Here is a 13,516-nt window from a genome sequence, read left to right on the forward strand (position 1 = left end):
GACAAAACCTTCAGTGATAGCAATGGCAAAATTGTTTTATCTAAAACCCAAAATGTGAATAAAGTCATGCTTAAATTATGACTTTATTCCACTGTGTATTATTATTTAGTATTTTAAACTAACAGTAATACAGCAAATCAATTAATTCGTGTAACAAACAAACTTACTGGAAACCTAACAAGTAAGAATATTTATTCATAAATTATTGATAAATGCTGTAAAAATCTCAAGTAAATCGATGGAAATTTGAAGATGAAACGTATTTTATTAGGTACATTACTTGCTCTCCCATTGGCAATTTCCTCCTTGCCATCGCAGGCATCAGCAGCAGAAATCCTTGTCAAACCCAATGTTCATACAGTTGCTATTGTGCATAAACCTGTTGTTGCCCGATTTCAACGAAAGCTGATTCCGGCACATTGGGAAACAGTACGACGCGGTAATAGGTGGGTTAAGGTTAGAGTTCCTGCTCGTTATGTAAATGTAAGAGTTTAATATCTAAATGGAGGCTAACAACTCAAGTAGGGTTGTTAGCCTCTATTAGGTAAAATTTTTGTGCTAAATAAGACTTACAAAATAAATAAAAGTATCGAACATAAATCAATTTAATTAACATGAATATTTATCAAAATTCTCGGATTTTAAAAAAACTTCTCATAGTTATACTTGGAATTACTTTATTGACAGCCTGCGATTCCATTCAGGCTGAAGAAAAAAATATAACTAAAGCAAAAATCTTGAGTGGTGATAATTATGGAAAACTATATGATCAAGGAAAGTTACGTACTTACTATTTGTACACTCCCAAATCTTATAATCCAGACCGCCCAATGACGTTAGTTTTAGTGTTTCATGGAGATGATGGTAATGGTAAGTCTATCAGTAATGTGACTCGCTTCAATGAATTAGCAGATAAAAAAGGATTTATTGTTGTTTATCCAGATGGAATTGACCAAAAATGGAGCCTTAGAGGTAACACTCAAGGAAGGGTGGATGATGTTTCGTTTGTCAATGCTTTGATTAATCATCTTCAGCAGCAAATCAATATTGATAGCCATAAAATTTATGCCACTGGTTTTTCTAGAGGTGCAATACTTACTCAAGCACTGGCTTGTAAGTTACCTGATAAAATTTCTGGTTTTGCATCAGTAGCTGGTTCGCTCCCAGTTAGACTCAAATCTAATTGCCAGCCTCGAACTTCCATATCAATGTTAACGATCAACGGTACAAACGATCGCGATGTACTTTATGAAGGTGACGATCATACTCAACGAGGAGCGTTGCTTTCTATTTCAGATATGGTAGATTTTTGGCGATCGCACGATCAATGTACTTCATCAAATAAATCTCCTGACTTTGCTGAAGATAAAGTGAAAACCGCTATCTACACAGGTTGTAGTGGCAACTCAGAAGTCTGGCAGCTAGCGGTAATAAACGGTGGACATTTCTGGCCTGGTGGTTCCTCAACTGACAAAAATCTAAACAAATTCAATGCAAATCTGGGGCTGAACGCCAGTGAAACAATTTGGAACTTTTTTCAAAGTCACAGTTCGTAAACTGATACCGTTAAACACCATTTTGCTTAAACCACGCCAAAAGACGTTTCCAACCATCCTTAGCATCTTTCTCGCGGTAGGAGGGGCGATAATCGGCAAAAAAAGCGTGCGGTGCATCGGGGTAGACGATGATTTCAGATTTGCTGCTGCTAGACTTTAAGCGATCGCGCATCTGTTCTACTGTATCAAGGGGAATACCCGTATCTTTGCCACCGTAAAGTCCGAGAATGGGGACTGTCAGTTTTGATGCAATATCAATTGGATACTTGGGCTGAAGTTCGGTAGCATCGCCCACAAGTCGCCCATACCATGCTACACCTGCCTTCACCTTGGGATTGTGTGCCGCATACAACCAGGTAATGCGGCCACCCCAGCAGAAACCTGTAATCGCCAATTTATTGGCATTGCCTTTAGCTGATTTCACAGCCCATTTTACCGTCGCATCGAGATCGGATAACACTTGAGAATCTGGTACTTTGGCAACAATTGGGCGAATTTCGTCTATACTGCTTACCTTAGTGACATCGCCTTGACGGATAAATAATTCCGGTGCGATCGCCAAGTATCCCAACTGAGCAAAACGACGAGTAACATCTTGAATATGCTCGTGTACACCAAATATTTCTTGGATTACCAAGACAATTGGGAAATTTTCACCAGTGGCGGGTGCTGCTCTGTAGGCAGGAATTTCGCCATCTTTGACCGGAATTTTCACAGCACCAGCTACCAAACCCTTAGCATCGGTAGTGGTGACTTGAGCAGAAATGGGTTGCACTGCCAAGGCAAAACCCGTCGCCAAGGTGCTTGTTGCGATAAATTTGCGGCGTGTTATTTCTTTCATCATCTCTACCTTAAATTGGCGGAAACTTTATTGTTGGTTATTAGTACAGTAGTACCGACAACAAAATATTACAATTTATGAATCAGTTTACCGTAATATTTTAGATTCGTTTGCTGTCCAAATGTTTCTTCTGTGTGGCTGTTGTCAGAAAAAAGCCGCCTGTATTGGCAAAGAATAAGCCACGAGACTAAACAATGTTCTATATTGAGTTCCTTTCTGGCTAGGTTCCCATATCTCAAATGCGCGGAAGGGTAGGTGTACAAATTCTAAAGTCCCTAAAAAGTGCTTCTATTCCAAGCACAGTAAGCCTTTCAACCCATTAGTTACCTAATCCTAATCCGCGCACTCTCTGAAATGCTTACCAAAAGACGATTTCAGCCTTTAAATTTTTTGGCACTCTTTCCAAACAAATTCTGTAATGCTATGATTGCCCTTGAATAGCGCAACTGTACCTTGAAAATTAAATACAGCTTGGGTTTCAGGCTCCCGCTATTGCAATTTATCAAAATCCCTATTAGGGATTGAAACGCTGCAACCATACTCTTTTGCGATGCTTCTTGTATTGCAATTTATCAAAATCCCTATTAGGGATTGAAACATTGGGAGGGGCGGCACTTGAGAACATTATTCTCATTGCAATTTATCAAAATCCCTATTAGGGATTGAAACTTAATCTCAAGCCATATAAGTAAAAATAATACCCTGATTGCAATTTATCAAAATCCCTATTAGGGATTGAAACTGGATCGAGTGCAAGTGATCCGGCTGGTTTTTGATTGCAATTTATCAAAATCCCTATTAGGGATTGAAACATCAAAACGGTGTGCTGCTATCTACTTTCAAGGTAATTGCAATTTATCAAAATCCCTATTAGGGATTGAAACGTTGTAATCAACTTGGTAAGCTTTCCCAACTGCGAATTGCAATTTATCAAAATCCCTATTAGGGATTGAAACATGTAAAATAACCTCATACAACACATTAGACGCAGATTGCAATTTATCAAAATCCCTATTAGGGATTGAAACTATTTTGAGGATATCAACCCTTCAATGCTGGTGGTAGAATTGCAATTTATCAAAATCCCTATTAGGGATTGAAACCTGGTAAGGATGAACGGCACTTTATGCCGATACCAGTAAATTGCAATTTATCAAAATCCCTATTAGGGATTGAAACTTCACTGTGCCGCCCGGAGCTAGCATCTCAAGTCATTGCAATTTATCAAAATCCCTATTAGGGATTGAAACACTGCACGAATATTTGAATGTTTTTGTGTGGGATAATTGCAATTTATCAAAATCCCTATTAGGGATTGAAACACCCAGGGAGTGAGACAAAGTATGTACGGGTAAAAGGATTGCAATTTATCAAAATCCCTATTAGGGATTGAAACGATTTTTCTATCAACTCAAAATCTATAGATTCCAATTGATTGCAATTTATCAAAATCCCTACTAGGGATTTAAACCAATGAAAAAAGGGTGGACAAGTAGCCCACCCTAAACCATTATTTAATTAGTATTACTTGACGGGTGCTTCAGTAGCAGACTTACCAACAAGCATTGCGGTATTTTCGTCGCTTTCGAGGATACCGAATTCAATCAGCAACTCTTCTAACTCTTCCATCTCAATAGGAGTGGGGACAGTGAGCTTGTCGTTGTTGATAATCTTGGTAGCCAATGTCCGATATTCGTTACTTTGATTGCTGTCAGGAGCGTACTCATTAACAGTCATCCGGCGCAATTCTGCGTGTTGAACGATGTTGTCACGAGGTACGTAATGAATCATTTGGGTGTTCAAACGTTTTGCCAAGGTTTCGATTAAGTCGATTTCCCGGTCAACGTTACGGCTGTTACAAATCAAACCACCCAAGCGCACGCCGCCAGTGTGAGCATATTTGAGAACACCACGAGCGATGTTGTTAGCTGCATACATCGCCATCATTTCACCAGAGGTAACGATGTAGATTTCTTGTGCCTTGCCTTCACGAATAGGCATAGCAAAACCACCGCACACAACGTCACCTAATACGTCGTAACTTACAAAATCAACGTCTTTGTAAGCACCGTTTTCTTCTAGGAAGTTGATAGCAGTGATGATACCACGACCAGCGCAACCTACACCGGGTTCAGGACCACCAGACTCCACACAACGTACATCACGGAAACCAGTCAGCATTACTTCTTCGAGTTCAATATCTTCTACAGCGCCTCTTTCAGCAGCTAATTGAAGAACACTTGTTTGAGCTTTACTGTGTAGCATCAAACGGGTAGAGTCAGCTTTAGGGTCGCAACCGACAATTAGAATGCGTTGACCCATTTCAGCCATTGCTGCAAGGGTGTTTTGAGAGGTAGTAGATTTACCAATACCGCCTTTACCATAGAAAGCTATTTGTCTAATCTTTTCGTCAGCCATGGTTGTGTTTTCCTACAATGATTTAATTGATGGGTCGGAAGCTTGATATGAGATATTCACCCTTGGAACGTAGGGAAGTAGAGCCTGTTGGCGTTAACGTGTAGCAACTTGTCGCTAGACATTGCACCCCGACAAAAACAGCCAAAATCAGAATATATTTACCCACAAAGCGATAGCTTAAGTGATAGAAAATCTCTATCTCCTAATAACGAAGTCTTTAAAATGTTGACTTCAGCATTGTCAGTTGTTGTAACAGAATCCCAAATGGTTGCTCAAGCCTCAAGAGTGGTTGCAGCAGGAATTCAAACGAACGCAGATTTGTTCCCTGAACCACACAACCAACCAAATTGCAATCCACTCTAAATGGTCACTGCAACTTCTTTGATTTTGCTGATGTCAAATTGCCAAAAACTTCAATAGTGCTTATCGTTTCGTGATTGATGCAGCAAGATAAATTCCAGCCTAAAAGTGGTAGCTATAGGTGCAATACTATAATGTTTGCACAGACAATCTCTAACACTTTAGCTAAGACAATATCTAAGTGACTTTTGACAGCATGGTTTATAGCACCATTCTGCTTAGAGTTTTTGTTCCAAAAGTCATTAACTGCTTCAACTTAGTTTGCGGTTGAAAATGTTTGCTCTCACAAAACTAAGTTTGTAAATATTCTGTATTTCTATGGATTTGTCAGGCTGTACTAAGAGTCTTTCTTCCCAGACTCCAAGAGTAATTGCCTTTGGCGGGTAATGTTCTAGCTAGGTTAGCCAACTCTTATTGGCTTATACCCAGATAAATTTTGATCGACTTCAAGTTGTTACAAAGGCTACTATCCTACTCAATCTAGTTTTAGATTTTTGTTACAGAAATATGTAGCGAATTGAAGTGGACTTACCAGAGCAAAAAAACTTTCTTGAGCTTGCCTCAAAATTATCTTGAAGTCTTTTTGTGCTTTCACTCGTTTTGATTCCTATAAAAACCATAACATACATCTCACTAATTTATTTGCCGAATCTCAAATTATTTATTTACTAGATAGAAGATTATCCTTACAATCTTTAATAGCCATAAGTTACACGCTCAAAGGTTGCCAATTATTTAAATTATTGTTCATAGTCAATATGTACAGTTAGATACTTTTGGATATTTGATAAAAGTATTTAAAACTAATGTTTTATAACAAAAACACAATTTATTATTTTTCACTTTAAAATTTGTCATGAAAGTAGATTCAATTAAGGTAAAAGCTAATAAGCTTTTAAAGATTGTCTCTTGCGTCTCGTTTCCAGCTAGAGACTGAAAACGAGGTTTTAAAAGAGTTTTAGCTGAAGTTGATACCTGTGCAATTAGCGCTTGTGATGATTTCGCATGGCTTTATGAATCTTTTTCCAGCGTTCTTTCTCAGCTAGTTGCATCCTCTGGTCTTGTTTGCGTGTAAGGTAATCGAGTTCTTTTTGCAACTTTTGGTAGCTGAGAAACCTGGAATAATCAAGTTCTCCTTCAGCCAAAGCCTGCTGCACTACACAACCGGGTTCGTTATTATGCTGACAATTGCGAAAATGGCATTTTTGGGTCAAGGTTTCTATATCTGTAAAAGTTTCTTGCAAACCTTCGTCACTTGCCCAAATTTGGATTTCCCGCATTCCTGGCGTATCAATAATTAATCCACCAGTAGAGAGCAAAATTAATTCACGATGAGTTGTTGTGTGCCTACCTCGGTCATCACCTCGCCGTACTGGTTGTACCATTTGCACAGATGTGCCTTGTAGCTGGTTAGTGATGGTGGATTTACCAACACCAGAAGACCCCAACAAAGCAACTGTTTGTCCTGTTTGCAGGTAAGGTTTTAAGGCATCTAATCCTTGATGATTGGTGGCACTTAAAACTACAATTGGTACACCCAAAGCAACTGCTTCTAGTTGTGCTAAGTACTCTTCTAGAGAGTTGCACAAATCTGCTTTGTTTAACACCAATACTGGATTTGCACCACTTTCTGATTTGATTTCTGTTCACGCAGCGCAAGCGCGATAGAAAGGCAACAGGGAATAGTTAAAAAGCCTATTTGAGCTATACTGATTTATTCAAAAATCAAATATGAGTCCTATATTAAGCTTGCTTTGCTCTTAACTCCTAACTTCTGTCTTTTTCAAATAGCTCTTTGTCGCACCTGTGGCCCATCAAGTCCTTGTTTAATCCAACTCAAGCATTCGTATTCGGATTTGAATAATTTTGGAGCTGCAATATTATTCAATAACTCTGGTGGATAATGGTCATAAAAGCATTTGCCTCCTTCTTGAAAGATAATAATCAAATGGTTACGGTAAATGTAGCGAGACTTAAAAGAATCTCTCTGGTTAACAAAGTCTGAGTTTTGATCGATATGCTCTTTTGCAATGTCAATGATATTACTAACGCTACTTCCATAGATTTTTGCTGGGTTTTCTGCTTTATGAAATTGGCTTCTATGACCAATTTCAGATAGCAATTTATAAGAATAAATCTCGTAATTATCAACTTTCCCAAAAACAAATGGAATGATGAGATATCCTTTATATGAGACTGAACTTTCATAAAGAAGACGACTCATCTTAACCTCCTTTGGCGTAACTGCTTTCAAAAAAATGCTTAAATTACATATTAAAAATCAATACTTTTCTTTTTAGATATATTTATGTATCATCTAAACTCTCATCACCATTTAACAAAAACGGCTATTACCGTTTTTGTCAAGAAGAAAGAAATATCAAGCATTCACAGAAAAGTACTGAAATACTGATTATCGCTCTTTTTTTATCACTAAACATTAGATATATTATAAAAGTTATAAATTTCATTCTGTGGGACTATTTCCTTTGATCCTTGCGCCTTGCCTTTCAAGACCATAAACTCAGCTGATTGGGAGGATGCTCAAGGTTATTCCAAGGTAAGGGTGGAACTGGTGTATCACTCTGTTCTAATAGCTGTTGGAAGTGACGCGCTATGTTAGGCGATCGCGCTTCTATTGGACAATGAACAAAGAAATAAATTCGCACTCCCGCCTGTAACCATTGCTGAATCTGCCTTACCCACTCTTCCATAAACGGCTGATTCACTGATAAATTTGGATGGGAAATAAACCGAATCAGAGTAAAAGGTGCTGTCACACTCAATTGCAACGGTAATTTGGGTTTACGTCGTTCTGATTGTAACTGGGGGTCATCATCTCCAGTGTAAATGGGGCGCGAGTCTAAAAGTACCCGTCCTACCCCTAGCTTTTGCAAAAGCGCTGTCAAATTACTAGCATGGGGTTCTCTGAACCAGTCGGGATGACGAACTTCCAGGGCTAGGGGTGCATCTGTGCGCGGCCAAGCTTCCAGAAAGCTAGTCAAATCTTCAAGTAATGCAGGTGCATAACGAGGTGGTAACTGGGCAAATATTGGCCCAAGACGCTTACCTAAAGGGCGCATCCCTTCCAGAAATTTTAAAGCCGCCGGAATATAAGGTTGTAGCAACCCTTGATGGGTAATATCTCGCGGTAATTTTAGACAAAATTCAAAACCTGCTGGAGTTTCAGCAGCCCAACGGGTTACTGTTTGTTGGTTAGGCACGGCATAAAAGGTGGTGTTACCTTCTACAGTGGTGAAGCGACGACTGTAGAGATTGAGAAAATCGGCGGTGCGAGTACCTTGGGGGTAAAGTTCGCCAACCCAACCTTTATATGCCCAAACAGCACAACCAATAAAAAAGTTCACAATGCCTAAAAGCCTTGATGTATCATATTCAATTTTACAGGTTGGTTGTAAATTCCTGACTCTTCACGGCATCTGGAAAACCTCTCTCTAAATCTCTCTCCTAAAAGGAGAGAGACTTTAAATTTTCCCCCTTCCCGCGTCGGGAAGGGGGTTAGGGGGTTAGGTTTTGGGTGGACTTTTCTACATAACGTGAAAAATCAGCCATAATTTAAGGTGCGTAGCAGAGCGTAACGCAAGCTTTAAGTGCAAAAAAGGGCTTTGTTGGGTTGATGTAAGAAAACCTAACATCGATACAGAGTGTTAGGTTCCGTGTTGCTCAAACCAACAAAGCCTTAGACCTTTTTAAAGCTAAAAGTTTGTGGCTCCCGGCTTTGAAAAGACTTAACGACACTGGCGATATTTGACGTGATAAACCAACCCTCGGTGGGCGAGGTCAAAGGAGTCAACAGTTGCCATACCTTGACCACTGGCGGTCATTGCAGCATTTACCCGCATATTTACACTGTCGCCACAGCGTGACCAAACATCAGCCACAGTCACTAATTGATCGCGAACGTTGTAATCACTTTCGCCGTTAAATGTCCGAGAAAAAACAGGGCCACGCTGACCAGCAAAAAAGTACTCTGCTCTTAGTCTGCCAATTGTGCTAGGAGCAACATAGCCCCGATAATCAGCATCGTAGAGGGAAATTTGAAAGCCTTGGGGGACTTTGATCGGAATACTTAAGTTACAGTTTTTGCGTCTTTCTTCTGCTTTATTCCCTACAGCTATAAACTTATCAAATAGAATACTTAGCTCTTGACCATCGGGGCTAACACTTACACTAGCAGATCCTTCAGGGCAGCCATTACCACCATATTCTGCACCTACAATTTCCACTTTGTCGTTAGCAAAAGCAGGGCCGACGGAAGCTGTTATCAGTGTAGCCGCAGCTAGAAAAGATTTGATAAAGTTGATAGATGTTGTCTTGAGATTTTGATTATTCATAACTCACCTGTTTTGAGTATTTGGATAGTGTTAGCTCCAAATTCGTTGCGGCTGATTCCGGAAAACTGATCGTTAAAAAATCAGTGTCAACCATATTTTAATGGGAGGTAAAGCCCATGTATAGCTTATGACAAGCTGATAGATTCTTGATATATAAAGAATCTAAAGCAAACTTATTTCCGGTAAAATAATCAACGCATTAATAGGGCAAGTATAAATTTGCAAACTAGACAATCTGCTCAAAGATGCCGAAATATAGACTATTAAAGCCATAATAGACATCTAAAAACTATCGAAAAGTTAGCTGTTTAACTTACCGAAGCTACATCTGCATATTGAAATTTAGGTAACTAGAATTAAACTGAATTAGTTATAGAAGTATCTAAATTAAATTCAGTATCTTGATTTAGAGTAAATACGTAATTAATGTATGACTGCTGAATAAAAAGCAACACTTTTCCTCACTAAATAAAATATTTAGCAGTCTACAATTAGCGATATTTTTTCTCTAATTAATTCTAATTTTTGACTTCTAACTTCTTAGTTAAGCCTTGGATATTTAATCTGTACTTGCTTAATGACTAAAGATTTTATATTGTGTTCCCGTAAAATTGACTAGGCGATCGCAATTAATGATTTAACCGCCAGGCAAGGGCACAGCATTACTTATGCGTGTCAACTTAGGTACTTGTACCAAAACGTTTGGGTTAAGGGCTACTGGTAAAAATTTTGGGTTTTTGAGACGCGATAAATTGCCGTCTCTACAAGTGTTTTGGTCTTTTATACTCAAAAAAATTGGGTAGCACACCTGTGCTACCTGACTTTGTGTCGTAGTGCAACATCGGTTATTGATAAATTTCCCCATCAGGCATAATTGCCCCAGCTAAGTTAGCGCCAATTAATTTAACCAAAAGGCGCTCACCAGAACGAATCCGCGCTCCTGTTAAGTCGGCTCCTCGTAAGTCAGTTCCACTGAGATCCGCACCAATTAAATTAGCACCACGTAAATTCGCCTCCCTGAGATCCGCTAAAAGGAGGTTTGCCCGAAATAAATTTGCTTCAGATAAATTCGCCCCTCTAAGGTTGACTTTGTGCATAAAAGTGTCGCTGAGATTAGCACCACTCAAGTTTGCATAACTTAGATTTCTGCCTGATAAGTCTTTGTTGCTCAAATTTGCCCGACTGTAGTCTTTGCCACTCAAGTCTGAGTTTTGCTTCGGTGGTGGCTGGGTTTTTTGAAATGGTGTTTGCTGTTGATATGACGGTGAAGGTGAAGGTGAAGGTGAATTAGATATAGTTTGATGTTTGGTTTTTAGAGAGCGCAATTTTTCACGAGCTTCATTTATGGCTTTCAGCTTGTCTTGTGCTTTCTGCTGTAAACGGAGATTTTCTTTGGGAATGCGATCGGGATGCCAAACAAAGACTAAATCTTTGTAAGCCTGGTTCACTTCTTCAAGTGTTGCTCCAGGCTCTAATTCCAAAATTCTATAGTACCGCTCCAGATCGCTCATACGATATTTTGGTGGACAATCAACTTAATTATGAGTGATGGAGCCATGTATTCGCTGCATCTTTTGCCACTTCGCTGCTTCCTCATCTCTCCATCTCCCGATTTCTCCATCGAGCGATCGCTCTCAAATATGCTGCAACTGGAATTTGATAAATTTCAATAACAATCCAAACAATAATTGATAAATGTGATAAAAAGGTCAATACTGTCCAAATATATGGTGTCCAAGTAATGGGTTCCTTGAGGTCAGCAGGAAAATAGTAAGCTACTATGCCAATTAAAGTAGTGGGAAGAATTACAAAAACTGCTGCCGCTAGTCCATAACCCCAACCTAACTCCACACCTTCTAACTGGCCTTCTGTCCAACTAAACCCATTCCAACGCCAAGTTAATGGTGGTTGTCTAGAAGGCATCTTGATTTGCTGGATTTCTAAGTTGACTGTAAAAATCTCTTGACAAAAGTCACAAGCCATAGCTTCCATCAATGGCATGTGAGAAATCTTACCTATTCGACAGACTGGGCAGGGGTAAACTCCATAATAGTCGAAAGATTGGGCTAAGATTTTGGAACTGGGCATAATGAAACTGATGATCCTAAAAAGTTAATCTGGTCAATGAGGACTTGGGTCAGAATAATGTATGGCGATCGTCAATTGTCTGCAATCAGCTTTCGCAAGGTGAAATGACAAGTCAGGAGAATTACTGATGTTTTCTTTTGCATGAAGTACAAAGCTACGGGTTTGGAGGCAGGGGGCAGGGGACAAGGGGGACAAGGAGACAAGGGGAAAAGGGGACAAGGGACAAGGGACAGGAGATAGTAACTCTTTGTATCTGGTTTTAAGTTCTGTATTTTGTACCCTACTTAAAAAGCAAACTGGTTTATATGTTTTTAGGAGTTACGCATTCACAGGAAAAACCAAATATAGATTATTTGAAAAACTACATCTGTCTTAGGGGCAATTGATATAGATGTAAAGCGGCTTAAGGCAGGTTATTTCCCTAGAATGCGAGTCTTTACTCCTACGGTTGTACTGAGTCTATCGCTTTTTTGTGGTTTATTGGGGTCTTGACACTGCCTATTCTTCCTGTTAATGTTACCTTAAATAGGTATATTTATTAAGTTTTCCAGCAAAAGCCCCGCAAATGCTTAAAACAAGTTCCTACTTTTATTTTTGGTCTAAGGTGGTTCACCGGGAGTGAATGTAGTTTCCTAATGGAAACCGCCCGGTGAACCGCAGAGCAAACTCTGCGGTTTTTGTTGTTTTAAGGAGAATTTCATCGTCATGACTTATTTAAGTAGCTGGTTTTATGGCTTTTACTTTTGGCCCAGATTAAATTCCGGGTAAGTAGCGTCATGTCGATGAATCAGAACGCGCCCGGAACTTTTCAAAGGTTCCGGGCTTTTTTGTTATCACTGGGGACTGGAAAACAACTCTTACCTTAATACCTAATACTCAATCCATAACTTTTCAGAAGAATGAAACCATGATTAATGCTAAACTTGCTGCACAATCTTATCCGAATCACCAGACAATTGTTAAAATCTCAGAAAAAGTCGCTTTCGGAGGCGAAGAACTGGTAATTATCGGCGGGCCCTGTACCGTTGAAAGCTTAGAACAAATGGAAATTGTTGCCCAAAAGCTATCTACTACATCAATACAGGGCTTGCGTGGCGGTGTCTATAAACCTCGCACATCTCCTTACGCTTTCCAGGGTATGGGTGAGGAAGGATTGAGGATTTTGGCAAGGGTGCGATCGCATTACAATATGCCAGTTGTCACTGAGGTGATGTCAATTTCCCAAATTGAAGTAATTGCCGCCCACGCTGATATGCTTCAAGTTGGTAGCCGCAATATGCAAAACTTCGACTTGCTCAAAGCTTTGGGACAAGCTGGTAAACCAATACTCCTCAAACGTGGTTTAGCAGCGACTATTGAAGAATTCGTCATGGCTGCTGAATATATTCTTAGCCACGGAAATCCTGATGTGGTGTTGTGCGAACGCGGTATCCGCAGCTTCGATGATTACACCCGTAACGTCCTAGATTTAGCAGCAGTGGCAGCACTTAAGCAAATAACTCACCTGCCTGTGATTGTAGATCCTTCCCATGCTGTCGGTAAACGGGAACTGGTGGCACCTGTGGCTAGGGCTGCGATCGCTTGCGGTGCTGATGGATTAATTATTGAATGTCACCCACAACCAGAAAAATCTGTTTCTGATGCCCGTCAAGCACTCTCTTTAGAAGATATGGTGCGTTTAGTTGATAGTTTAAAGCCTGTAGCAAAAGCCGTTGGGCGCAATATATCATCAAATGTCGGGGCGGGTTTATCACCTGCCCCAATTTTTTGTGCTGCTTAAATTTCAGTTGAGGGCTATCGCTTTAATGTCTAAGTCCAAATATTTATTTTGGCTGAACGACAAATTGCGATCGCCTTCGTAAAATAAAATTGTTGCTTAGACTATTCCACTTATTCTC

12 protein-coding genes and 1 CRISPR repeat array are annotated in these 13,516 nt (G+C 39.7%); of the genes, 4 read left to right on the top strand and 8 right to left on the bottom strand.

Translation table 11 applies throughout. From position 1 onward, the window contains the following. Nucleotides 1-252: 252 nt before the first annotated feature. Together FD724_RS02245 and FD724_RS02250 are read left to right on the top strand one after the other, a co-directional pair. A complete protein-coding gene (locus tag FD724_RS02245; RefSeq protein WP_179071440.1) occupies nucleotides 253-495 on the top strand; it encodes a hypothetical protein in 243 nt (80 codons plus the stop codon). 119 nt (nucleotides 496-614) lie between these two features. Then, nucleotides 615-1,556: a PHB depolymerase family esterase gene (locus tag FD724_RS02250; RefSeq protein WP_179071441.1), complete on the top strand. Its 942-nt coding sequence runs from the start codon at nucleotides 615-617 to the stop codon at nucleotides 1,554-1,556. A gap of 10 nt (nucleotides 1,557-1,566) precedes the next feature. Here FD724_RS02250 and FD724_RS02255 read toward each other — a convergent pair whose 3' ends face one another. Then, the gene (locus FD724_RS02255) at nucleotides 1,567-2,397 is read right to left on the bottom strand and encodes a dienelactone hydrolase family protein (RefSeq protein WP_179075383.1); all 831 of its coding nucleotides are present in this window, start codon (nucleotides 2,395-2,397) and stop codon (nucleotides 1,567-1,569) included. 491 nt (nucleotides 2,398-2,888) lie between these two features. Further along, nucleotides 2,889-3,868: direct repeats of the CRISPR family, unit length 37 nt; unit sequence ATTGCAATTTATCAAAATCCCTATTAGGGATTGAAAC. Between the two features lie 53 nt (nucleotides 3,869-3,921). Further along, complete coding sequence (gene nifH, locus FD724_RS02260) at nucleotides 3,922-4,815, bottom strand: nitrogenase iron protein (RefSeq protein ID WP_114084101.1); 894 nt, start codon at nucleotides 4,813-4,815, stop codon at nucleotides 3,922-3,924. A gap of 87 nt (nucleotides 4,816-4,902) precedes the next feature. On the opposite strand from nifH, the gene FD724_RS02265 reads away from it, so the two are divergent. Next, complete coding sequence (locus FD724_RS02265) at nucleotides 4,903-5,178, top strand: hypothetical protein (protein ID WP_179071442.1); 276 nt, start codon at nucleotides 4,903-4,905, stop codon at nucleotides 5,176-5,178. A 980-nt stretch (nucleotides 5,179-6,158) separates the two neighbouring features. On the opposite strand, the gene rsgA is transcribed toward FD724_RS02265, so the two are convergent. The 6 genes from rsgA to FD724_RS02295 form a co-directional block, all read right to left on the bottom strand. Continuing rightward, nucleotides 6,159-6,782, bottom strand: coding sequence for a ribosome small subunit-dependent GTPase A (gene rsgA, locus FD724_RS02270; RefSeq protein ID WP_256874577.1), 624 nt, complete (start codon nucleotides 6,780-6,782; stop codon nucleotides 6,159-6,161). Between the two features lie 176 nt (nucleotides 6,783-6,958). Next, entirely contained in the window at nucleotides 6,959-7,399 is a 441-nt protein-coding gene (locus FD724_RS02275) for a hypothetical protein (RefSeq protein ID WP_179071443.1), read from the bottom strand. A 286-nt stretch (nucleotides 7,400-7,685) separates the two neighbouring features. After that, complete coding sequence (locus FD724_RS02280; protein ID WP_179071444.1) at nucleotides 7,686-8,543, bottom strand: DUF72 domain-containing protein; 858 nt, start codon at nucleotides 8,541-8,543, stop codon at nucleotides 7,686-7,688. A gap of 381 nt (nucleotides 8,544-8,924) precedes the next feature. After that, nucleotides 8,925-9,530, bottom strand: coding sequence for a DUF4360 domain-containing protein (locus tag FD724_RS02285; protein ID WP_114082282.1), 606 nt, complete (start codon nucleotides 9,528-9,530; stop codon nucleotides 8,925-8,927). Nucleotides 9,531-10,375: 845 nt separating this feature from the next. Beyond that, the gene (locus tag FD724_RS02290) at nucleotides 10,376-11,041 is read right to left on the bottom strand and encodes a pentapeptide repeat-containing protein (RefSeq protein WP_114082283.1); all 666 of its coding nucleotides are present in this window, start codon (nucleotides 11,039-11,041) and stop codon (nucleotides 10,376-10,378) included. 82 nt (nucleotides 11,042-11,123) lie between these two features. Then, nucleotides 11,124-11,618 carry a hypothetical protein gene (locus FD724_RS02295; protein ID WP_163936261.1) on the bottom strand — a complete coding sequence of 165 codons (495 nt, stop codon included), beginning with the start codon at nucleotides 11,616-11,618 and terminating at the stop codon, nucleotides 11,124-11,126. A 907-nt stretch (nucleotides 11,619-12,525) separates the two neighbouring features. Here FD724_RS02295 and aroF point away from each other — a divergent pair. Beyond that, nucleotides 12,526-13,398 (top strand): 3-deoxy-7-phosphoheptulonate synthase, encoded by an 873-nt coding sequence (gene aroF, locus FD724_RS02300; RefSeq protein WP_179071445.1) that lies wholly within the window; start codon nucleotides 12,526-12,528, stop codon nucleotides 13,396-13,398. Nucleotides 13,399-13,516: the final 118 nt, after the last annotated feature.

Origin of the sequence: Nostoc sp. C057 (assembly GCF_013393925.1) — a bacterium.
In the GTDB taxonomy this organism is placed as follows: domain Bacteria; phylum Cyanobacteriota; class Cyanobacteriia; order Cyanobacteriales; family Nostocaceae; genus Nostoc; species Nostoc muscorum_A.